Here is a 23,053-nt window from a genome sequence, read left to right on the forward strand (position 1 = left end):
CCTGTTCGGGTTCGGACGCTTGCGCGGTTTCCCCGGCTTGCGCGAACCCAAATGGTAGCGCTACATTTGCGTCCGGCAACTGTCATTCGACGGTCGGCCGGCGACCATCGCTCACGGAGACAGAGTCTTGAACCACAACGCGCCTGGAACACCTGACACGTCGCTTTTGCGACAGGGGTTTACCCAGGCCAACCCCGCTAGCGCTACCAACGCAGCATCCGGACGGGCTGCGTGATGTCGACGACAAGCACCGCGGCCGTGGGCCGCCAGCGCTGGTGGATCTGCGCGCTGCTGTTCGTCGCGACGACGATCAACTACATCGACCGCAACGCGCTGTCAGTGCTGAAGACCAGCCTGCAGCAGCCCCTCGAGGCCGGCGGCCTGGCGCTGACCGATGCCGACTACGGCTGGATCACCTTCGCGTTCACCGCCGCCTACGCCGCCTTCCCGCCGCTGATCGGCACGGCCATCGACCGCTTCGGCGTGAAGCGCAGCTTGGGCCTGGCGCTGATCCTGTGGTCGCTGGCCTCGGCCGCGCACGGGCTGGTCGCGACGGTGATGGGCCTGGTCGTCGTGCGCTTCCTGCTGGGCATGGCCGAGGCAGCGCACTTCCCGGCCGCCATCAAGACGGTGGCGATGTGGTTCCCGCAGCAGGAGCGCGCGCTCGCCACCGGGCTGTTCAACAGCGGCACGGCGCTGGGCATCATCGCGTCGCCGGTCACCGTCTGGCTGGCCCTGACCTTCGGCTGGCAGTCCGCCTTCATCGCCATCGGCGCTGCGGGCCTGCTGTGGTTGGTGTTCTGGCAGCGCGGCTTCCACGCGCCCGAGGAGCACCCGCAGCTGTCAGCCGCCGAGCTGGCCCACATCCGCGCCGGCCAGCCGCCCGCCACGCAGACGCTGCGCCTGCCCTGGACCGCGCTGCTGCGCTACCGCCAGATCTGGCCTTTCCTTCTGGGCAAGATGCTGACCGACCCGGTGTGGTGGTTCTTCCTGTTCTGGCTGCCCTCCTACCTGGAGCGCGAGCGCGGTCAGAACCCGCTGAAGAGCGCCGGCCTCGTCGCGCTCATCTACCTCGGCTCCAGCGTCGGCTCCATCTTCGGCGGCTGGCTGTCCGGCCACCTGACGAAGCGGGGCTGGCCCGTGGGCAAGGCGCGCATGGTGACGATGGGCCTGTTCGCGGCCTGCATGCCGGGCAGCATCCTGGCCTACTGGACCGACAGCTTCGCCATCTGCGTGGCGCTCATCACGCTGGCCACGGCCTGCCACCAGGCCTGGTCGGCCAACCTGATGACCTCGGCCACCGACCTGTTCCCGACCCAGGTGTCCGGCGCCGTCATAGGCCTGGGCGCGACGGCCGGCGGCATCGGCGGCATGTTCATCACGCTGCTGACCGCGCTGACCGTGCAGTGGACTGGCACCCAGCAATGGGCCTTCGTCTACGCCGGCGCCATGCACCTGACCAGCCTGGCCATCTTCTGGTTCTGGTTCCGCGGCCGCTTCGAGCGCGTGAACCTGGACGCCGCGCTGGACCTGACGCAGCGCCACCGCGGCCTGCTGACGGCCGGCGGCGTGCTGGCGCTCCTGGGCCTGGGGCTGACCGCGCTCATCGCCGCGAACTGGCAGGCCTGCGTGGCCGCCGCCAAGTTCTCCGGCGCCGCCCAGGCGCTGACGGCCGCCATCGGCCTGGGCCTCATCGGCGCCCTGCTCACCTACGCCGGCCGTTCGCACCGCGGCCCGGCTTCCCTTCTTCCTGCGACCCCCTGACGATGATCACCAATCCCATCCTGCCGGGCTTCCATGCCGACCCCTCCATCTGCCGCGTGCCGGGTGCTGATGGCGACGATTACTACATCGCCACATCCACCTTCGAGTGGTGGCCGGGCGTGCGCATCCACCACTCAAAGGATCTCGTCAACTGGCGCCACCACAGCTACGCGTGCACGCGCACCAGCCAGCTGGACCTGACCGGCCACCCCGACTCCGCCGGCGTCTGGGCGCCCTGCCTGAGCTACTCGGGCGGCCAGTTCTGGCTGATCTACACCGACGTGCGCTCCACCATCGGCGCGTTCAAGGACACGCACAACTACCTGATCACGGCGCCCAGCATCGACGGCCCGTGGAGCGAGCCCATCTACCTGAACAGCTCCGGCTTCGACCCCAGCCTGTTCCACGACGCGGATGGCCGCCACTGGCTCATCAACCAGCAATGGACGCACAAGCCCGGTAAGCATCACTTCAACGGCATCCTGCTGCAGGAGTACGACCACGAAGCCAAGAAGCTGGTCGGCCCCGTCAAGAACATCTACGCCGGCACGCCGCTGGGCGTCGTCGAAGGCCCGCACCTCTATACGCGCAACGGCTGGTACTACCTGCTGACCGCCGAGGGCGGCACTTTCTACGAGCACGCCGTGACGCTGGCCCGCTCGCGCCATATCGACGGCCCCTACGAGACGCTGCCCGGCAACCCGCTGCTGACCGCCTGGCAGAAGCCCACCGACGGCCTGCAGCGCAGCGGCCACGCCAGCTGGGTCGAGACGGCCGGCGGCGAGTGGTTCATGGCCCACCTGTGCGGCCGTCCACTGGAATGGACCGGCCCCAACGCCGCCAAGCAGAACCCCGCAGGCGGCTACGAAGGCCTGCACTGCCCGCTGGGCCGCGAGACCGCGCTGCAGCGCCTGCGCTGGCGCGACGACGACTGGCCCGAGGTCGTCGGCGGACAGCAGCCCAGCCTGAAGATCGCCCCGCCTGACCTGCCGCCGCATCCGTTCCCGGCCGAGCCTGCACGCGACGACTTCGACAGCCCCGTCTTCAGCGGCCACCTGAACTCGCTGCGCAAGCCCTTCGACGAAAGCTGGGCGTCCCTCACCGCCCGCCCCGGCCACCTGCGCCTGACCGGCCGCGAGTCGCTCATGAGCCTGTTCGACCAGAGCCTGGTCGCGCGCCGCCAGCAGCACTTCAATGCCCGTGTCGAGACGCGCGTGGACTTCGAGCCCGACAACTTCCACCAGATGGCCGGCCTGGTCGCTTACTACAACACGCGCAACCACGCCTACCTGCACGTGACGCGCGACCTGGACAGCCACGAGCGCGTCGTCTGTCTGCATGTGAACCGCGACGCGGCCATCGCCGCCGTCAGCGAGCCCATCACGCTGGCGGCCGGCCCCGTGGACCTGGCGCTGGAGTTCAGCCACGACCACTACCGCTTCTACTTCCGCCAGGGCGACCAGCCCTGGAAGGCGGTGGGCCCGGCGTTGGACACTGCCATGCTCAGCGACGAGTTCGCGACCCGCTTCGTCAACGGCTTTGCCAGCAGCTTCGGCTTCACCGGCAACTTCGTCGGCATCGCCTGCCAGGACCTGGCCGGCACGCGCAAGCATGCCGACTTCGACTATCTGAGCTACCAGGCCAAGGACTGAGCAGCGCAGACTGCCGGCCCATAACAACGACAACGCGAGACAAGCATGAGCACCCACCAGCCCCTGTCCTTCATCGAGAAGGCCGGATACAGCTGCGGCGACGCCGCGGCCAATCTGGTCTTCATGTCGATGATCCTGTTCCAGCTGAACTTCTACACGGACGTGTTCGGCCTCAGCGCCAACACGGCCGCGGCCATCCTGCTGTGGCCGCGCCTGTGGGACGCGATCTTCGACCCCGTCATGGGCGTGCTGGCTGACCGCACCAACACGCGCTGGGGCAAGTTCCGCCCCTGGGTGTTGTGGACGTCCGTGCCGTGGGCCGTCGTCATGGTGCTGGCCTACACGGCGCCGGACCCGGCGTGGGGCTGGAGCACCGGCATGGTCATCGCCTACGCGGGCATCACCAACACGCTGCTGATGACGCTGTACAGCATGAACAACATGCCGTACTCGGCCATGAGCGGTGTCATGACCGGCGACCTGAACGAGCGCACCAAGCTGAACTCGTTCCGCTTCGTGTCGGTCAACGTGGCGCAGTTCGCGGTGGGTGGCTTCACGCTGCCCCTGGTGGCCAAGTTCGCGCAGGGGCATGACCGCGCCCACGGCTGGCAGATGACCATGACCATCTGGGCCGTCGCCTGCCTGGTGCTGTTCCTCGTCACCTTCTTCACGACCAAGGAGCGCATCAAGCCCATCGTGCAGACCCAGTCGTCACCCAAGCAGGACTTCTCCGACCTGCTGAAGAACGGCCCCTGGATCGCGCTGGTGCTGTACACGCTGTTCCAGTTCGGCATGCTGGCGTTGCGCGGTGGCGCGCACTACAACTACTACCACCACTACGCCGACAAGGCCGCCATGTTCGACTTCGTCGCGGCGCTGGGCCTGACGACGCCCGACGCGTCCAGCACCGGCAGCCTGGCCGACAGCCTGGGCTACATCGTGCACGGCACGCGCGACCAGCTGGCCAGCTCCAACGTGGCCGACGTGTTCAACAGCATCATCAACATGGCCGGCACGGCGACGACCATCGTCGTCATCCTGCTGTCCATGGGCCTGTCGGCGCGCTACGGCCGCCGCGCCATCGGCGTCTGGTGCTTCGGCCTGTGCACGCTGACGGCCTGCGCCATGTACCTGCTGCCGCCGGATGCCGTGTGGGCCATGCTGGGCCTGCACATACTGTCGGCCATCGTCTACGCGCCGACAGTCGCCGTCATGTGGTCCATGTACGCCGACGCGGCCGACTACTCCGAATGGCAGACTGGCCGCCGCTTCACCGGCATGGTGTTCGCCACCATCGGCTTCTCCCTGAAGGCCGGCCTGGCGCTGGGCTCGGCCAGCCTGCTGTGGCTGCTGGCCGGCTTCTTCGGCTACGACACGCAAATCCCGACAGCGCCTGGCGCCATCGAGGGCTACCGCGTCGCATCCAGCTTCGTCGTGGGCGCGCTGTTCGCGGCCTGCACCCTGTGCCTGCTGGCCAACAAGCTGGACAAAGAAACCACGCTGCGCATGGCCGACGAGCTCGACCAGCGTCGCCGCAAGGCCAACGCCAACGATGGCAACGACACGACGGGCGGCGCCAGCGCCGTGCCCGCCACCGCCTGACCGTCTCTTTCTTCGTACCAACCCATTTCCCGTAGTAAGGACCTCGCCATGAGCACCGCCTATTCCGATCTCCCCGTCGTCAAGTACGAAGGCCAGAACTCCACCAACCCGCTGGCCTACCGCTGGTACGACGCCAATCGCGTCGTGCTGGGCAAGACGCTGGCCGAGCACCTGCGCCCGGCCGTCTGCTACTGGCACAACTTCTGCTGGAAGGGCGAGGACGTCTTCGGCCTGGGCAACACCGTGTTCCAGCGCGAATGGTTCAACGAGGCGGACCCCATCAAGGCCGCGTACATGAAGCTGGACGCCGCGTTCGACTTCTTCGCCAAGCTGGGTCTGCCCTACTGGTGCTTCCATGACCGCGACGTGGCGCCCGAAGGCGCGACGCTTGCCGAGTCCAACCGCATCCTCGACGGCCTGCTCGAAGCCGCCGCCAAGAAGATGCAAGACGGCAAGGTCGGCCTGCTGTGGGGCACGGCCAACCTGTTCTCGCACGGCCGCTTCATGAGCGGTGCCTCCACCAACCCCGACCCCGAGGTCTATGCCTACGGCGCCGCGCAGGTCAAGCATGCGCTGGAGTGGACGAACCGGCTCGGCGGCCAGAACTACGTGCTGTGGGGCGGCCGTGAAGGCTACGAGACCCTGCTGAACACCGACCTCAAGCGCGAGCTGGCCCAGTACGGCCGCTTCCTTTCGTCCGTCGTCGAGCACAAGCACAAGATCGGCTTCAAGGGCACCATCCTCATCGAGCCCAAGCCGCAAGAGCCCACCAAGCACCAGTACGACTACGACAGCGCCACCGTCTACGGCTTCCTGAAGACCTATGGCCTGGAGAACGAGGTCAAGGTCAACATCGAGGTGAACCACGCCACGCTGGCTGGCCACAGCTTCGAGCATGAAGTGGCCACCGCCTGCGCCCTGGGCATCTTCGGCTCGCTGGACGCCAACCGCGGCGACGAGCAACTGGGCTGGGACACCGACCAGTTCCCGAACAACCACGTGCAGCTCGTCCCGGCCATGCTGGAGATGATCCGCGCGGGTGGCTACACCACCGGCGGCACCAACTTCGACGCCAAGGTACGCCGCCAGTCCATCGACCCCATCGACCAGCTGGAAGGGCACATCGGCGGCATGGACACGATGGCCCGCGCCTTCCTGAGCGCTGCTGCGCTGTTTGAGAGCGGCCAGCTGGAGAAGGTCGTGGCCGACCGCTACGCCGGTTGGGAAGGCGACCTGGGCAAGAAGATCCACGGGGGTGCATCGCTGGACGATCTGGCTTCGCTGGTGCACGCCCAAGGCATCTCGCCTGCCCCGCGTTCCGGCCGTCAAGAGCGCCTGGAAAACATCGTCAACAACTTCGTCTGATCGGGTCTCTGTCCATGTTCCTCGGCATCGACCTCGGCACCTCCGAGATCAAGCTGCTGCTTCTTAACGAGCAGCACCAGATCATCGCCACCACCGGCGTGGCGCTCACCGTTCAGCGGCCCCAGCCGCTGTGGAGTGAGCAGAACCCCGCCGACTGGTGGGCCGCGCTCGATGCCGGCATGGCCAAGCTCAAGCAAGACCACGGCGCTGCGCTGGCACAGGTGCGCGGCATCGGCCTGTCCGGTCAGATGCACGGCGCCGTCACGCTGGACGCGGCCGACAAGGTGCTACGCCCGGCCATCCTGTGGAACGACGGCCGCAGCGGCCCGCAGTGCGCCGAGTTGATGGCCGCCTGCCCCGAGCTGCCGGCCATCACCGGCAACCTGGCAATGCCCGGCTTCACCGCGCCGAAGCTCGCGTGGATGCGCCAGCACGAGTCCGACCTGTTCGCGCGCGTCGCCAAGGTACTGCTGCCGAAAGACTGGCTGCGCCTGCACCTCACCGGCGAGTTCTTCAGCGAGATGAGCGACGCCGCCGGCACGCTGTGGCTGGACGTCGCGCAGCGCCGCTGGTCTGCCGAAGCGCTGGCGCTGACCGGCCTCAACGAATCCCACATGCCCCGCCTCGTCGAGGGCAGCGAGGCCAGCGCCGCGCTGAAGCCCGAGCTGTCGCAGCGCTGGGGCCTGCCCACTGGGATCCCGGTCGCCGGCGGTGGTGGCGACAACGCCGCCAGCGCCGTCGGCATGGGCGTCGTCAAGCCGGGCGACGGCTTCCTGTCGCTCGGAACGTCGGGCGTCATCTTCCTGTGCAACGAGGCCTTCAGCCCCAACCCGGCACGCGCAGTGCATGCCTTCTGCCATGCACTGCCCGACACCTGGCACCAAATGAGCGTCATCCTCAGCGCCGCGAGCGCGCTGCGCTGGGTCACACTGATGTTGGGCATACCCGGCGGCGAGGCCGATCTGATCGGCAAGGCCGCGGCGATGACCGACACGCAGCGCCAGCAGGCGCCCATCTTCCTGCCCTACTTGAGCGGCGAGCGCACCCCGCACAACAATGCCAACGCGCAGGGCGTGTTTTTCGGCCTGACGCATGAACATGGCGTGGCCGAGATGGGCTATGCCGTGCTCGAGGGCGTGGGCTTCGCGCTGCTGGACGGCTGGCAGGCCCTGCAGGCCGGTGGTGGCCATGCCGAGCAGCTCTGGCTGGTGGGCGGCGGTGCGCGCAGCGCGTGGTGGGCCAAGCTGCTCGCCTCTCTTTTGAACGTGCGCCTGGTCAATGGCGTCGGCGCCGAAGCCGGTGGGGCGCTCGGCGCCGCCCGCCTGGCCTGGCTGGCCACCGGCGGCACGGTGGACCAGGTCTGCCGCACGCCCGACATCGCCCGCGTCGCCGAACCCGATCCAGCCTTGGCTGCCGCACTGCAGCCCCGCTTTGAACGCTTCCAGCGCCTCTACACCGCGCTGCGCAGCGAGTTCAGCTAACCCGTTTCTTCACCCTTTGAGGTCACGCCGCGTCAAGCGGCAGGGCCGCGCTTTGCCCAAAATATGAACAGCCTCGATCAGCTCCGCCAACACACCACCGTCGTCGCCGACACCGGAGACTTCGATCAGCTCTCCCAGTTCCGCCCGCAGGACGCAACGACCAACCCCTCCCTCGTGCTGAAGGCCGTGCAGCAGCCGCGCTACTACACGCTGCTGGAGCTGGCTGTCGCCTCGCATCCGGGCGCCGCTGTCGGCGCCGTGGCCGAGCACCTGCTGGTGGCCTTCGGCGTGGAGATCCTGAACGTCGTGCCCGGCCGCGTGTCCACCGAGATTGACCCTCGGCTGTCGCACGACACCGCCGCGTCGGTCACCACCGCGCGCCGCATCATTCAGCTCTACGCCGCCGCCGGCGTGCCGCGCGAGCGCGTACTGATCAAGCTCGCGTCCACCTGGGCCGGCATCCAGGCTGCCCGCGAGCTGGAGCAGCAGGGCATCCGCACCAACCTGACGCTGCTGTTTTGCCTGGCCCAGGCCAAGGCCTGCGCCGATGCCGGCGTGCAGCTGATCTCGCCCTTCGTGGGCCGCATCTACGACTGGTTCAAGAAGACCTCCGGCAGCAGCTGGGATGAGGCCGCGATGGCCGGCCCCAACGACCCCGGCGTGCGCTCCGTCGTCGAGATCTACACGCACTACAAGCGCCACGGCATCCAGACCGAGGTGATGGCCGCGAGCTTCCGCAACAGCGGGCAGATCATCGCGCTGGCCGGCTGCGACCTGATGACCATCAGCCCCAACCTGCTGGCCGAGCTGAACGCGGCGAGCACGCCCGTCGAGCGGCGCCTGCTGCCCGCAACGACCGTCGAAGCCAAGCCCGCCGCGATGACCGAAAGCGAGTTCAACGCCGCGCTGGCCGCCGACGCGATGGCCAGCGAGAAGCTGAACGACGGCATCCAGCAGTTCATCGCCGACACCGAAACGCTGGAGCAGCTGATCCGCTCCATCCAAGCCTGAAGACCATGCAAGACCTCACCCTCGCCGCCAACGCGCTGCGCATGCTGGCGGTCGACGCCGTGCAGCAGGCCAACTCCGGCCACCCCGGCATGCCCATGGGCATGGCCGACCTCGCCGCCGTGCTGTGGAGTCGCCACCTGCGCCACAACCCGGCCGACCCGGCCTGGCCCGGCCGTGACCGCTTCGTGCTGTCCAACGGGCACGGCTCCATGCTGCTGTACGGGCTGCTGCACCTGAGCGGCTACGACCTGCCGATGACTGAGCTGAAGGCCTTCCGCCAGCTGCACAGCAAGACGCCCGGCCACCCCGAGGTGGGCCTGACGCCCGGCGTCGAGACCACCACCGGCCCGCTGGGCCAGGGCCTCGCCAACGCCGTCGGCATGGCGCTGGCCGAGCAGCTGCTTGCCGCCGAGTTCAACACCGCCGACCAGACTCTGGTGGACCACCGCACCTTCGTGTTCTGCGGCGACGGCTGTCTCATGGAAGGCATTTCGCACGAGGCCTGCTCGCTGGCCGGCACCTGGGGTTTGGGCAAGCTCGTCGTCATCTACGACGACAACGGGATCTCGATCGACGGCGATGTGAAGGGCTGGTTCGGCGACGACACACCGGCCCGCTTCGAAGCCTACGGCTGGCGCGTCATCCGCAACGTCGACGGCCACGACGTCGACGCCATCGACGCCGCGCTGAAGCAGGCCACCGAGGATGTTGGCAAGCCCACGCTGATCTGCGCCCGCACCGTCATCGGCAAGGGCTCGCCCAACAAGGCCGGCGGCCACGACGTGCATGGCGCACCGTTGGGCGCCGCCGAGGTGGCGGCCGTGCGTGAGGCGCTGAACTGGACGCACCCGCCCTTCGTCGTGCCCGGCGAGGCGCGCGCTCCCCTCGATGCCCGCGAGCGCGGCGCGGTGGCGCAGCACGAATGGGAGGCCCGGCTGTCCGCCCATCCTCGCGCGGCCGAGTTCATGCGCCGCGTGCGCGGCGAACTGCCGACCGACTTCGCCACGCGCTGCGAAGCACAGCTTGCCGACACCGTCGCCAAGGCCGAGACGATCGCCTCACGCAAGGCCTCGCAGAACAGCATCAACCTGCTGGCACCCGCGCTGCCCGAGCTGCTGGGCGGCTCGGCCGATCTGGCGCCGTCCAACCTCACGCAATGGACCGGCTGCCGCTCCGTCGAGAAGGCAGAGTCCGGCGGCAACTACCTGCACTACGGCGTGCGCGAATTCGCAATGGTCGCCATCCAGACTGGCATCGCGCTGCACGGCGGCTTCCGGCCGTTCGCCGGTACCTTCCTGATGTTCTCGGAGTACGCACGCAACGGCATCCGCATGGCGGCGCTGATGCGCAGCAACTCGATCTACGTGTTCACGCACGACTCCATTGGCCTGGGCGAGGACGGCCCCACGCACCAGCCGGTGGAGCAGCTCGCGACGCTGCGCCTGGTGCCCAACCTCGATGTCTGGCGTCCTGGCGACGCGGTCGAGACGCTGGCGGCCTGGCAGACCGCCGTGGCGCACCGGCACACACCGACGTGCCTCGTGCTGTCCCGCCAGAACCTGCCCCATCAGGCGCGCAACCCGGAGACCGTGGAGGCGATCAAGCGCGGCGGCTACGTGCTCGTGGGCGAGGACAAGACCCGGCCCATGCAGCTGGTGCTCATCGCCACCGGCTCCGAGCTGGACCTGGCTGTCAAGGCGCAGCGGGAGCTGGCCGCGCAGGGCGTCAACGCGCGTGTCGTGTCGCTGCCGTCCTGCCATGTGTTCGAGCAGCAGGACGCAGCCTGGCGCCGTGCCGTGCTGCCTCCCGGCGTGCCGCGTGTGGCGGTGGAGGCCGGCGTCACGGCCGGGTGGCGCCAGTACGTCGGGCTGGAAGGCGCCGTGGTGGGCATCGACAGCTTCGGTGAATCGGCCCCCGCCGCCGCGCTGCACGCCCATTTCGGCCTGACCGTGCAAGCGGTCGTCGAGGCTGGCCTCGGCTGCGTGGGTCGCTGAGATGCGCGCCGCGCTGCCCTGCCTGCTGCTGGCGCTGGCCGCGCTGACCGCGGCGGCCCAGCCCGCGCCCGGCAGCAACCCGCTGCTGCGCGACCGCTTCACCGCGGACCCCGCGCCGCTGGTGGTGGGCGACACGGTCTACCTCTACGTAGGCCACGACGAGGCTCGCGACGGTGACCTGTTCCGCATGAACGAGTGGCTGGCCTATTCGTCCAAGGATCTTCGCCACTGGACCGCGCACGGCCCGGTGATGAAGCCCACCGACTTCAAGTGGGCGGTGCGCGACGCGTGGGCGGCGCAGGTGGTGCAGCGCGGCGGCAAGTTCTTTCTCTACACGACGGTTCAGCACGACGACACGCACCCAGGCAAGGCCATCGGCGTGGCGGTGGCGGACCACCCGCTGGGCCCATTCAAGGACGCCCGCGGCTCGGCCCTCGTCACCGAGAGCAGCACGCCCAGCCCCTACGGCTGGGACGACATCGACCCCACCGTCTTCATCGATGACGACGGCAGCGCCTGGCTGGCCTGGGGCAACCCGGTGCTCTACCTGGCCCGGCTCAAGCCCCACATGACCGAGCTGGACGGCCCCATCGAGAAGATCGCGCTCCCCAACTACACCGAGGGACCGTGGCTGTCCAAACGCAAAGGCCTGTACTACCTGACCTACGCGGCCATGGCGCACCAGGGGCATTGGGAGCATCTGGCCTACGCCACCGCACCGGGCCCGCGCGGCCCCTGGACCTACCAGGGCCTGCTGACCGGCCCGGCTCACAAGAGCTTCACCATCCATGCCGGCCTCGTCGACGACTTCCAGGGCCAGAGCTACCTGTTCGCGCACAACGCCGCGCTAACGCTGCCGGACGGCCGCAGCGGCGCGCTGGGCCGGCGCTCGGTGACGGCGGCGTACCTGCACTACGACGCCGACGGCCGCATGTGGCCGTTCACGCAGACCGAGGCCGGCATCAGCGCGCCGCTCAGGCCGCCTGCGGGCCAGGCGCCCGCGCTGCCTGACCCCGGCACCTCGGATCCGCGCGTGGCGGTGCAGCAGTTCGTGCAGGGCTACCCACGGGCCTGGCCGGGCCAGCCGGCACTGGCCTCGGTGACCGACCCGTTCGAGCAGGCGCCGCAGGCCGTGGGCTTCAACAGCGATGGCGGCGCGAGCCGGCTGGTGCAGACGTTCACGCCGGCAGCCGACCTCGCGCTGGGTCGCATCAGCCTGTATGCCGGCGACGGCCATGGCACTGGCGAGTCCCGCGCGCTGCGGCTGTCGCTGCGCGACGTGGCAGCGGGCACCGAGCTGCTGGGCGACGACGGCCTGGCCTTTGCCTACAGGCCGCAGGGCGCCGGCCTGCTGAGCTTCGACCTGAGCGGCCACCCGGCCGTCACACTGAAGGTCGGCCGCCGCTACGCGCTGGCGCTGTACGGCGAGAAGGGCGCATCGACCCTTTTCCTGCGCGCCAGCCGTCGCGATGCCTACGCCGGTGGCGAAGCGCTGCTGGACGACAGACCGCTGCGCGACAAAGGGGGCCGTCCGGCAGACTTCGCTCTGGCACTCTACGCACGCTGAGGAGACATTCAACATGACCCAAAAGACCGCCCTGCTGTTGATCGCGCTGGCTGCCGCCAGCGCCCAGGCCGAGGTGCGCCTGGCCACGGTGTTCGGCGACCACATGGTGTTGCAGCGCGAGCAGCCCATCCATATCTGGGGCCGGGCCACGCCGGGCCGCACGCTGGCCGTCGAGCTGGCCGGCCGCAAGGCCAGCGCCGCTGTCGGCGCCGACGGCCGCTGGCGGGCCACGCTGCCGGCGCTGAAGGCCGGCGGCCCGCACCGTTTGAGCGTCAGCGGCGATGGCAGCGCCGCCCTGCAGGATGTGTTGATCGGCGACGTCTGGCTGCTGGGCGGCCAGTCCAACATGGAGTGGCCGCTGTCGCAGACGGACACCGGCGCGCACGAGGTGGCGTCGCCGCAGAACGCGCAGCTGCGCCACCTGCGCGTGCCGCTGCGCGCCAGCCTCACGCCCGAGGCCGACATCGCGCCCGCGGCCTGGGTCGTTGCCGAGGCCGGCACCGTGGGCGAGTTCAGCGCCGTGGGCTACCACTTCGCGCGCCAGATGCAGGCTGTGCAGGGGGTGCCCATCGGTCTCGTCAACACGGCCTGGGGGGGCTCGCATCTGGAGACCTGGATGCGCCGCGAGCTGACGGCCAGCGACCCGGCGCTCGCCGCCGCCGTGAAGGCGCTGCCGGCCAGTGGCGATGAGTTCGTGCGGCAGCGCCGCGAGCTGGTCGAAGGCCGTGTGAAGGCCTGGCAACCCGGTCTGGCCTGGCAGGGCGTGGACGCCAGCGCGTGGTCCGCCGCCGGCGACATCGACGCCGACTGGCCCACGCTGAAGGCGCCGGGCGTGTGGGAAGGCCAGGGCCTGGCCGATGTGGACGGCGTCGTCTGGCTGCGCCGCAAGGTCGAGCTGAGCGCCGCCCAAGCGGCCGGCGCGGCGCAGCTGCACTTGGCCAAGGTGGACGACTGCGACGAGGTCTGGGTCAATGGCCAGAAGGTCGGCGGCCAGTGCGGCTACGACCAGCCGCGCGCCTACCCGCTGCCGGCCGGCGTGCTGCGCGCGGGCGCCAACTGGATCGCCGCGCGCGTGACCGACAGCGGCGGTGGCGGCGGCTTCCATGGCGATGCCGCCTCGATGCGGCTGGACACGGCAGCCGGCAACGTCAGCCTGGCCGGCCCCTGGCGCGCCCGTGTGGAGCAGGCGCGTGTGAACACCGCGCCCACCGCCAACGACGCACCCACGCTGGCGCACAACGGTCTCATCGCGCCGCTGCAGGGGCTGGGCTTGCGCGGCGTGCTCTGGTACCAGGGCGAAAGCAACACCGGCCGCGCAGCCGCCTACGCGGGCGACTTCCAGAAACTCATCACCGACTGGCGCTCCCAGTTCGCCAATCCCAAGCTGCCGTTCTTCTTCGTGCAGCTGGCGTCTTTCCTGCCGCTGCAGAACAACCGCCCGGGCCAGGGCGGCTGGGCCGAGCTGCGCGATGCGCAGGGCCAGGCCCTGAAGTTGCAGCACACCGGGATGGCCGTGGCGCTGGATGTGGGTGACGCCAACGACATCCACCCGCGCAACAAGCGCACGCTGGGTGACCGCCTGGCGCAGCTGGCGCTGCATGACCAGGGCGTGCGCGCGTCACCGGCCAGCGGGCCGCAACTGCTGAAGGTCGAGCTGCGCGGTGGCGAGACCTGGCTGCACTTCAAGCACACGGCCGGTGGCCTGCGCACCGCCAGGACTGGCGAGCCGCTGCGCGGCTTCGTGCTGGCCGGCGCAGACCGCCGCTTCGTGCCGGCCACGGCCCGCATCGAAGGCAACGCCGTGGTGGTCAGCAGCCCCGACGTGAAGGCGCCGCAAGCGGTGCGCTATGCGTGGATGGACAACCCCAGCGAGTCCAACCTCACCGGGGCCGACGGCCTGCCCGCCGCGCCGCTGCGCAGCGACGACTGGCCGCTGGAGACGGCGGGCAAGCGGTATCCGAACTAGTCGGCGCGCCGGCGGGCGTGGCCTCGTCGAAGTTGGCGCTCGCGTCCCGCTAGGGGCTCAGGGGTGGGCGCCGGCGCGCGCTTCGGCATTGCGCTTGCGCGTCGCGGCGGCCTTTCTGGCGGCAGCGGAACGCTCAGCCGCTGTGCGGCCGGCCGCTGCCGCGCCACCGAGCCGACCGCCCTTGCGGGACGGTGCTGGGTCCACTGCCTTGCCTCGCCCCGAGCCCGACCGCTTGCCGCCGCCGCTCTCTTTATTGACGGTGGCCCAGGCCCGCGCCTCCGCCTCCTTCTCCGGCAAGCCGCGGGCTTCGTAGCCCTTCTCGATGTGGCGGGCCTGGCGCTTCTGCTTGTCGGTGTAGGCCGACTTGTCACCGCGGGGCATGGCGGTCTCCTGGAACTGCGAGGCCCCCACCTTGCAACCGCCAGGCACGCTCGGGCGTAGGACTGGGCGCCGCTTACAGGCTGATCAGCCGGCAGCCCTTTCCGGCAGCCGGGGCCGCTGCGCCAGCAGGCGCTTGCGCACCGCATGGATGTTGTTGCGCAGCGCGTAGAGCTCTTCCGCATAGGACAGCGGGACCGCGATGCGGTGCGTGACACGGTCCAGCTCGTCCAGCTCGTCGAGCAATGCGTCGCGCTGGCCGGTGCCGGCCTCCAGCCGAGCTTCCACCTCGCGCAGCCGCGCATACCAGCGGAACACGCGCGAGCGCACGCGGAAGGTGTAGAGCGGCGGCACCACGCGCGACAGCGGCAGCATCAGCACCAGCAGGCCGCCGACCACCAGCCACATGCGTTCCAGCAGATTCCCGGCCCAGAAGGGCAGGTAGCGCGCCCAGGCCGGCGGCGTGCCGTTGATCGCACGGTCGCCCTCCGCGCTGACCGGCAGCTCGCTGGTGCGGGTGTTGGGGAAGTCGCGCGCACCGTTGAACCAGCCGGCCTCGCTGTGCTGGCCCAGCGCCGCCTGCGCAAACAGCTGGCGCAGCGCCGGGTGCGTCTGCTCGCGCGCCAGCAACGCGGTGGTGGTGGCCAGCAGCGGCACGTCGTGCGGCGGCAGATCGGCCGCCAGGTCCACCACGCCGCGCGGCAGGCTCACGGTCGACAGGAAAGGCAGGTGGCGGGAGTAGGCCTCGTTCTGCTCGAAGGCCATCAGCGCGATGGCCGGGTCGCGCAGCAGCGCGCGGATCAGGCCGGCCTGCGGCGCCGAGATCAGCACCGCGGCGTCCAGCCGGCCCTCGCGCAGCGCCGCGCCGGCATCGCCGGGTGCCAGGTTGGACAAGCGCAGGTCGGCCGGCTTCAGCTGGTTCAGCGCCAGCAGCTTCTCGACGATCTGCGGCACGCCGCTGCCGTCTTGGTCCACATTGACGCGCAGGCCGCGCAGCTGGTCCAGGCGCTGCAGTTCCCCGCCGGGCTGGCGGCGCGAGATGCCAAGATCGCGGCGGTAGAAGATCCAGACCGGCTCGTAGAACAGGCTGCCCAGCGACACGATGCCGGCCTCGGTGTCGGCCACCGGATCGGCCATGCCGCCGCGCACGAAGCCCACATCGGCCGTGCCCGCACGCAGGTGGGCCAGATCGTCAAGCGCACCTTCGCTGGGAATCAGCGTCACGTGGACGCGCTCGCGCGCCAGCGCCTTCGCATAGCCCTCGCCGAAGCTGGCATAGGCACTGCCGGCCGGGCCCGTGGCCAGCCGCACCTCGCGCGGCGGCTGCGGATCCAGCCACACATACGCCGCGACCAGCAGCCCGCCGCCGAGCAGCAGCAGCGGCCCCATCGAGACCACCATGTCGCGCAGCGTCTGCAGCAGCAGGTGCAGGCGGCGGGTGGCCTGCCATTGCTGGATCGGGGTCATGGATTGCAGGCCTGCGTGGGGCAGCAGCGCTCGCGCGCATGCGCGGCCGCCCGGGTGAGCATGAGGGTGATGCCGATGCATCGCATGGGCTGGGCCTTTGCCGGTGGAGGAGCGGCGCATCGTATGCGAGGGCTTTCGGCAGGACGGTCACGCCGCCGTTACCGCCAGGCAGCCGCCCAGCCCTCGTTCCCGCGATGACGCACCTTATTTCTGGCATTAGCATCCGCCCCCAGCGCAACACGAGAGGGTGATCGATGTTCAAGAAGCTGTGGGTCGCGGCCCTCCTCGCGCTGCCGTTGGCCGCCTCTGCCCAGCAGGCCGCCCCACCGGCGTCGACCATCGCCATCATCTCCACGCTTGGCGACCAGCTCAGCATCGTCAAGCAGCGCGGCAAGCGCGCCAGCAGCGTTGACGACTTCTCGCGCCGAACGCTGCAGGTGGACCCGCAGCTGCTGAACATGGCCGTGCTGCGCGGCCTGGACAGCGCGCTGGCCGCCGAGGAGCCGACATCGCGCCGCATCATGCTGCGCTGGAGCACCAACCCCGGTCTGGCGGAGCAGTTGAAGAACGCGTCCTTCGAGTCCCGCGATGCGCTGGTGCTCCATGCGCTGCGCGAGCGCCTGGCCCAGATGCCGCAGCGCGCCGACTGGGACCGCATCGAGGCCATCCTTCCGCGCTACGCGTGGGAGTCGCGCGAGGGCATGCCCAACCGGCTGGGCGGCATCGGTATCTACGTCAAGCCCACCGGCAACCAGTGGGAACTGCTCGACGAGGACGGCATCGACCGCAAGCAGGACCTGGCGGACCCCGACCGCACGACCACCAACCCGCGCACCGGCGAGCAGCAGAAGGACAAGTCGTACGTGGCGCCGTTCATCTCCTTCGAGCGCGTGACGCTGGACGCGAAGACGCTGGCCGTCATCGCCCGCAAGCCGCAGTTCTCGCACACCAAGTACAGCGACCCCAATTCCAAGTCCGTCGACGTCATCGAGCAGGTCTCACCGGCCGAGATCGTCACGCAGCTCAACACGCTGGTGGAGCAGGCCGTCTACCGCTCGGTGCGGGGCGCGGTGGAGGTCGGGCCGGCAAAGCCGGTATCGAAAGACGCGGGCCAGCCCTGAACGAGACGCCCCCCGCCCGGGCCGCGCGGGCGCAGGGCTCAGGCGTCCATCGGCTGCGCCAGCCAGGACTTCTGGCGCTGCAGGTGGGCGCGGGACAGCGCCGGGTAGTCCGCGGAGACGGCAGCTGCAACGCTGGCTCTTGCGCCAAGTTGCCGGCGCCAAGCCTGGACGCGGGGCACACCGGCAAAAAGCGGCGCGCTGATCGCGGCGTCCAGGACATCGAAGTAGCGGAACACCGGCGCGAACACGGCGTCCACCATGCCGAAGGCGTCACCAGCGAAGTACGGGCCCGACCCCAGCACCTTGTCGATCTGGGCCAGCTTGTCCTGAAACGCGGCGGCTTTCTGCTGACCGGTGACGGCATCCTTGGCGTTCAGGAATCCCCACGCGTCGCCCAGCGCGGCCGATCCGAACTCGACCCAGGCCCGCTGCCGGGCGCGCGCCAGCGGGTCATCGGGGTAGTGGCTGGCGCCGGGCAGCGTCTCCTGCAGGTACTCGCAGATCGCCATGCTCTCGAACAGCACGTCCTGGGCGCCGTGGCCGGCGTCCACCTGCAGCAGCGGCACCTTGCCGGTGGGCGACATCGCCAGGAACCAGTCGGGTTTGTGGCTCAGGTCGACGTCGATGCGCTCGAACGGCACCTGTTTTTCCAGCAGCACGATGGCAGCCCGTTGAACGAACGGGCACAGGGGATGGCTCACCAGGGTGAGTGTGGGCAGTGGCATGGCAGCACCTGAAGTCGGTTGAACGAAGGGGGCACGGCAGCGTTGCCGTGCCTTGCCGAGCGGCGTATCAGCGGTTGAGCAGGCGTCCGCCGTCGACCACGATTTCCGAGCCCACGGTCCAGCGCGACTCGTCGGACGCCAGGTACAGCACGGCCTTGGCCACCTCCTCCGGCGTGCCGAAACGGCCCAGCGGAACGGACGCGGCGATGTCCTTGTTGACCTGCTCGCGGTAGGCGTCGGGAATGCCCAGCTTGTCGTACAGCGGCGTCTCGATGGGGCCGGGGCTGACCGCGTTGACGCGGATGCCGCGATCCAGCAGCTCGGTGGACAGCGTCTTCGTCATGTTCAGCAGGGCCGCCTTGGTGGCCGCATAGACCGAAGAGTTCGCCGCACCGGCGTGGGCGCTGACGGACGTGTTCAGCACGACGGACGCGGTACGCGCGAACACCGGCAGCAGCGCCTGGAACAGGAAGTAGGGGCCCTTGACGTTGACGTCGAACGATCGATCGAACATCGCTTCCGTCCAATCCTGGAAGGGCAGCCAGACGGAGATGCCGGCGTTGAGGAAGGCGACATCGAGCTGGCCGTAGTGGTCCTGCACGGCTTGCGCCAGTTCCCTCTGGGCAGTCACGCTGGCCGAGTCGGCCCGCAGCACCGGGACTTCGGACCCCAGTTCGGCCTGGGCTTTCGCGATCGAGTCGGGGTTCACGCCGGTGACGATGACGCGGGCGCCTTGGGCCAGAAACTGCTTGGCGGTTTCGAGGCCAATGCCACTGGTGCCACCGGTGATGAGGGTACGTTTACCTTGCAAGCGCAACATTGAGTTCTCCTGATGAGACGACCACCTCGGTCGACGGGGTGAACTGTGCAGTCATGCACTCGGATCGATAAGATGGCCCACGTAAATAGGTTTCATGCAATGAGCGCATGAATTGGAGACTGCAGTGGACCGCTTCCTGTGGATGACTTGCTTTGCCCGTGCCGTGGAGACGGGCAGCTTTTCTGCTGCGGGGCGCGATCTCGGGCTGGGCCAACCCAACGTCAGCCGCTATGTGGCGGGCCTGGAGGAGCACCTGCAGACGCGGCTGCTGCACCGGTCCACGCGCAAGTTGACCCTCACCCCTGAAGGCGAGCGCTACTACGCCGACATCCGGCGCATCCTCGACGCCGTGGACGAGTCGGAGTCGTCCTTCCGGCAGACCGTGGATCCGTCGGGCCTGCTGCGCGTGGCCTGCCCAACCGCGCTGGCGCATGCCTTCGTGCTGCCCCACGTGCCCGCGTTCCTGGAGCGCCATCCCCGGTTGACGCTGGACCTGCAGATCAGCGACCGCTACGTCAACCTGGTGGACGAAGGGACCGAACTCGCCATTCGCATCGGGAACCTGGAAGACAGCGCCCTGCGCGCGAGGCGCGTGGGCTCCTACGAGCGCGTGTTCGTGGCCAGCGAGGACTACCTGGCCAGGCGCGGGGTGCCGCAGACCCCCGATGACCTGCGCGACCACGACTGCGTGATCTACACGTTGCTGTCGTCGGGTGCGACGTGGCGCCTGCGCGATGTCGACATTCCGGTGTCGGGCAGGCTGCGGGTCAACTCGCCCGACGCCGTTCGCGCAGCGGTCATCGCCGGCCTGGGGGTCGGGCATGGGCCAGCGTGGCTGTTCGACGAGGGGCTGAAGAGCGGCCGCCTGAAGTTCATTCTGACGGGCTGGTCACCGCCGGCCGTGCCCGTCCAGATGGTCTATGTCGCGAACCGGCTGATGCCCACGCGGGCCATTGTGTTCATGGACTTCATCGCCGACGTGTTCTCGAAGATTCCCGCGTTGAGCGCCACGACAGCGGCGCCGCAGCCTGGAGGGTGAGCGCCGCCTTCGCTCAGTACAGCCGCACCGCGCTATCGAACTGCCAGGTGCGCCGGATCTCGACGACGTCGTAATCCCGCAGCAGCGCCGGCGGGAAGGCCGGGTAGTTCTCCTGGCCCTGCACGAGGCGGCGGATCGCGTCGTCCACGGCCGGCACGCCGCTGGAGCGCACGAACGTGACGGACTCGACCGAGCCGTTACTGCGCACCGCCACCGTCACCATGGCCTGCGTGTGCGGCTGGCGCGCCACCTCGCGCACCGCGTCGGGGCTGGTGTTGTTCTCGATCTTGCGCGCCCAGGCCTCGCCGTAGGCCACGAGCGCGGCGTTGCTGTCCACGCGGCCGAACAGACGTCCGCGCCGCGCGGGGGCCCAATCGGGGCGCTGGCGGTCGGCGTCGCGCCGGGCAGCTTCTTCGTCCAGTTGGCGGCCGATGGCGCGCAGCCGGGCCTCGCGCTGCGCCTCCTCGGCCTGCGCCTGCAACTGTGCATCCGCCAGGCGAGCAACTTCAACACGCGCGCGCTCGGCCCGCGCCGCGTCCAGGCGTGCGGCCTCCTGGCGGGCGGCATCGGCGCGCGCGGCCTCCTGGCGCAGTCCCTCCAGCCGCGCCGCTTCGAGGCGCTGCGCTCCCTGCTCGACCTGCTTGCGCGCCGCGTCCAGCTGGGCCATCTCGCCGGCGCGGTCGGCCATCGCCTGCGGGCGCAGGCCGTCGCCCGCCCGGCGCAGCGACTCGACACCCGCCCCGGCGGCGCCGGCCAGCGTGGAGACGGTCACCGTCGGCAAAGCGCTCGCGCCGTCGAGTCCGGCCACGTCGACGCTGCGTTCGCTGCGCAGGCGCAGCCCATCACCACTGCGGCGCAGCGCCTCGACGGCCGGCGCGGAGGCGCCCTGCAACGCCGCGATGGCCGCGTCGGGCCGCGCCGTGCCCAGCTGCGCCAGTTCGGCGGCGTAGTCGCGACGCGCGAACAGCGCGTCGCGCGAGCGGGACAGCGGCTGCACCGCCGGCGCGGAGGCCGCCGACATCGCCGCAACGACCGCGTCAGGCAGCCCGGGCTCCGTCTGCACATCCCACACCGGCAGCGGCGGACGCTGCACGGCCAGCAGCTCGCGGGCCGGCGGTGCCGGTGGCAGGTCATCGGAGGCCAGTTGCCGCAGCTGGGCGATGGTCTCGCCCGGCGCGGGGGGCGAGGCTTCGGCAGGTTCGGCGGGGGGCGGCTCGCCGGGCACTGCGGGCGGCGCTGGCTGTGGCGGTGGCGCCTGCGCTGCCGCCACGGCGGGTGCGGCGGGTGCGGCGGGTGCTGCGGCCGACTGCAGCCTGACCCGCAGTTCGAGTTCGGGCACCTCGGTGCGGCGCTGCTGCCAGGGGAACTCCAGCCCCGGCAAGCCCTGCCCCTGGCCAAAGCTCAGGCTGAGCAGCAGGACGTGCGCCGCCAGCGACCCCAGCAACGCGGGCGGCAGTCGCCAGCGGCGGCGCAGACGCGCCCCAGCCGCTGCAAGGCCGCTCATGCGCACGTCACCGCTCCTCGCCACTCCGCGTCGATGTCCCTGCCTGTCATCGCGCGATTGTCAGCGCCCGGCCTCGGCGAGCCGGGGGGTGCATGGCGCCATCCCCCGAAGCCGGTGTCAGTGCAGGGGGCCCACGGTGTGCTCGTGCCCCGGCCAGCAGGCGTGCGGCGCCGCGCCGTCGTCGTCGGCCTGGTGGCGCGTGGCACGCCGCAGCGTCGTCAGCGGGTTGACCGGCGGGGCGAACCGCGGGTCCAGCGCCTTGGCGAGATGGGCGTGTAACCCAGCGCCTGGCGAACACGTCGCCGGCCCCGATCTTGTGAATGGTCCTGCTGGATCTGCAGGATGTTGTGGGACATCACGCCGTTGGCGTTCAGGATCTCGCCTCTGCGCGGGTCGGCCAGGTGGTGCCGTAGGCATTGACGATGGGCGCGGCGTCCAGCGAATGACGCTGTAGTACACGATACACCCCAGCATGGCACGGAGGCCATGTCCAGGCCCTGCTCGTCGTGGAAGTCTCAGTGGCTCGTGGCATGAGCCAGCGCAGACTGGCTGCGACTCGCCCCGGTATACCGGGCTTACGCAACAAAGCCCAAGATCAATACAGATAGTCAGTTAGAAACAATCAACGCCTTGATTGCAAGGGTCGCATGGCAAAGCTAGCATCATTTGTCGCTGCCGACATGCTCGCGCATTTTGGAGAGACCAGCGACATTCCGAAGTATGACCCCCGTAATCTCAATTCAGAGAACAGAGGAAAATAGATGAAAAAGTCAATCGCTTCACTTTTCTTGGTCGCCACGGCAAACGTCTTGGTAGCAATCCCGGCAATTGCTTCCTACGCCAACCCTGGATCTCAACCCTATTATGCGCCTTCGTATGACGAGGATGGCGGCTGCCGCGAAGCGGGGTACGCCGAAGATGACATGAGGTTTTACTCCTCCTGGAATATCCCTGCACTGGCCGATGGCGAAAGCGTTACGGTAACCGGAACCGTGCAGGTAATGGGAGGCACTTGGACCGCCCCTTGGCCGGAGCCGGAACCTTGGTCCGGCTCTGACTACACCTTCACGTGCAACAACGGCACAATATCCAGCCCGAACACCAGTCAGTACGGCGGATGGAATTAACGAAGTCCAACCATGGGCATCGGTAAATCATGGCTTCAATCGGAATGCGCTCTCCCTAGATTTGTGCCGTAGGCCAGTAAGCTGAGAGTTTGAAGGCTCCAAAAAACACGGAGCCAGCTCATGACCAGAGACCGTGCCCACGACGTTCAATCCCTGCCCGGATTGTCGCTGCTGGAGCTCAAACAGCTTCGGCAGCGATTCTTCGCGTACGTAGGAACTATTGAGCCTGTGTTCCCCCACACATTCCTGACGCCCACTGAACTTGCCGACGACGCCGGCTTGGGCGATCAGCTTGAGGTCTGGTTGGCCAGTATTCCGGCCCGCTATGCGTCCGCAGCGCCGAATCACCCGTTGCAGCGCTCGGCGGGCACCCATCGGCTCCATCACGTGCGCCACGCGCAAGGTCCGGGGGTATTGTTTGCATGGCATCCCTTGCAGCGGCTCACGGGGCCGAGATTCATTGCCGCCGG

17 protein-coding genes are annotated in these 23,053 nt (G+C 69.3%); 12 read left to right on the forward strand and 5 right to left on the reverse strand.

What is annotated here, in order from left to right; translation table 11 throughout:
- Nucleotides 1–234: 234 nt before the first annotated feature.
- From ACG02S_RS21530 to ACG02S_RS21570, 9 genes are all read left to right on the forward strand, one after another.
- A complete protein-coding gene (locus ACG02S_RS21530; protein ID WP_394472542.1) occupies nucleotides 235–1,764 on the forward strand; it encodes an MFS transporter in 1,530 nt (509 codons plus the stop codon).
- A gap of 2 nt (nucleotides 1,765–1,766) precedes the next feature.
- Nucleotides 1,767–3,416 (forward strand): glycoside hydrolase family 43 protein, encoded by a 1,650-nt coding sequence (locus ACG02S_RS21535; protein WP_394472543.1) that lies wholly within the window; start codon nucleotides 1,767–1,769, stop codon nucleotides 3,414–3,416.
- A 45-nt stretch (nucleotides 3,417–3,461) separates the two neighbouring features.
- Nucleotides 3,462–5,018 carry an MFS transporter gene (locus ACG02S_RS21540; RefSeq protein WP_394472544.1) on the forward strand — a complete coding sequence of 519 codons (1,557 nt, stop codon included), beginning with the start codon at nucleotides 3,462–3,464 and terminating at the stop codon, nucleotides 5,016–5,018.
- A 48-nt stretch (nucleotides 5,019–5,066) separates the two neighbouring features.
- Entirely contained in the window at nucleotides 5,067–6,383 is a 1,317-nt protein-coding gene (xylA, locus tag ACG02S_RS21545; RefSeq protein ID WP_394472545.1) for a xylose isomerase, read from the forward strand.
- Nucleotides 6,384–6,397: 14 nt separating this feature from the next.
- Entirely contained in the window at nucleotides 6,398–7,864 is a 1,467-nt protein-coding gene (gene xylB, locus ACG02S_RS21550; RefSeq protein WP_394472546.1) for a xylulokinase, read from the forward strand.
- A 63-nt stretch (nucleotides 7,865–7,927) separates the two neighbouring features.
- Nucleotides 7,928–8,875, forward strand: coding sequence for a transaldolase (gene tal, locus ACG02S_RS21555; protein ID WP_394472547.1), 948 nt, complete (start codon nucleotides 7,928–7,930; stop codon nucleotides 8,873–8,875).
- A 5-nt stretch (nucleotides 8,876–8,880) separates the two neighbouring features.
- Entirely contained in the window at nucleotides 8,881–10,869 is a 1,989-nt protein-coding gene (tkt, locus tag ACG02S_RS21560; protein ID WP_394472548.1) for a transketolase, read from the forward strand.
- Between the two features lies 1 nt (nucleotide 10,870).
- Nucleotides 10,871–12,436, forward strand: coding sequence for a glycoside hydrolase family 43 protein (locus tag ACG02S_RS21565; protein ID WP_394472549.1), 1,566 nt, complete (start codon nucleotides 10,871–10,873; stop codon nucleotides 12,434–12,436).
- Nucleotides 12,437–12,449: 13 nt separating this feature from the next.
- Nucleotides 12,450–14,402, forward strand: a complete 1,953-nt coding sequence (locus ACG02S_RS21570; RefSeq protein ID WP_394472550.1) for a sialate O-acetylesterase — start codon at nucleotides 12,450–12,452, stop codon at nucleotides 14,400–14,402.
- A gap of 57 nt (nucleotides 14,403–14,459) precedes the next feature.
- Here ACG02S_RS21570 and ACG02S_RS21575 read toward each other — a convergent pair whose 3' ends face one another.
- Nucleotides 14,460–14,783, reverse strand: a complete 324-nt coding sequence (locus ACG02S_RS21575; protein WP_394472551.1) for a plasmid stabilization protein — start codon at nucleotides 14,781–14,783, stop codon at nucleotides 14,460–14,462.
- 84 nt (nucleotides 14,784–14,867) lie between these two features.
- A complete protein-coding gene (locus ACG02S_RS21580) occupies nucleotides 14,868–16,247 on the reverse strand; it encodes a TAXI family TRAP transporter solute-binding subunit (protein WP_394472552.1) in 1,380 nt (459 codons plus the stop codon).
- A gap of 254 nt (nucleotides 16,248–16,501) precedes the next feature.
- Here ACG02S_RS21580 and ACG02S_RS21585 point away from each other — a divergent pair, with 254 nt between their 5' ends.
- On the forward strand, nucleotides 16,502–17,368 hold the full coding sequence (locus tag ACG02S_RS21585; protein WP_394472553.1) for a hypothetical protein: 867 nt from the start codon (nucleotides 16,502–16,504) through the stop codon (nucleotides 17,366–17,368).
- Nucleotides 17,369–17,406: 38 nt separating this feature from the next.
- Here the strand turns inward: ACG02S_RS21585 and ACG02S_RS21590 are convergent, their stop codons facing one another.
- Together ACG02S_RS21590 and ACG02S_RS21595 are read right to left on the reverse strand one after the other, a co-directional pair.
- Complete coding sequence (locus tag ACG02S_RS21590; RefSeq protein ID WP_394472554.1) at nucleotides 17,407–18,093, reverse strand: glutathione S-transferase family protein; 687 nt, start codon at nucleotides 18,091–18,093, stop codon at nucleotides 17,407–17,409.
- 67 nt (nucleotides 18,094–18,160) lie between these two features.
- Nucleotides 18,161–18,913 carry an SDR family oxidoreductase gene (locus ACG02S_RS21595; protein ID WP_394472555.1) on the reverse strand — a complete coding sequence of 251 codons (753 nt, stop codon included), beginning with the start codon at nucleotides 18,911–18,913 and terminating at the stop codon, nucleotides 18,161–18,163.
- Between the two features lie 124 nt (nucleotides 18,914–19,037).
- Here ACG02S_RS21595 and ACG02S_RS21600 point away from each other — a divergent pair, with 124 nt between their 5' ends.
- Nucleotides 19,038–19,952, forward strand: coding sequence for a LysR family transcriptional regulator (locus ACG02S_RS21600; RefSeq protein WP_394472556.1), 915 nt, complete (start codon nucleotides 19,038–19,040; stop codon nucleotides 19,950–19,952).
- 13 nt (nucleotides 19,953–19,965) lie between these two features.
- On the opposite strand, the gene ACG02S_RS21605 is transcribed toward ACG02S_RS21600, so the two are convergent.
- Nucleotides 19,966–21,456: a TonB family protein gene (locus tag ACG02S_RS21605; protein ID WP_394472557.1), complete on the reverse strand. Its 1,491-nt coding sequence runs from the start codon at nucleotides 21,454–21,456 to the stop codon at nucleotides 19,966–19,968.
- Between the two features lie 761 nt (nucleotides 21,457–22,217).
- Between ACG02S_RS21605 and ACG02S_RS21610 the strand changes: the two genes are divergently transcribed.
- A complete protein-coding gene (locus ACG02S_RS21610) occupies nucleotides 22,218–22,583 on the forward strand; it encodes a hypothetical protein (RefSeq protein WP_394472558.1) in 366 nt (121 codons plus the stop codon).
- Nucleotides 22,584–23,053 lie beyond the last annotated feature (470 nt).

Origin of the sequence: Pelomonas dachongensis, assembly GCF_043555865.1 — a bacterium.
Lineage (GTDB): Bacteria > Pseudomonadota > Gammaproteobacteria > Burkholderiales > Burkholderiaceae_C > Pelomonas > Pelomonas dachongensis.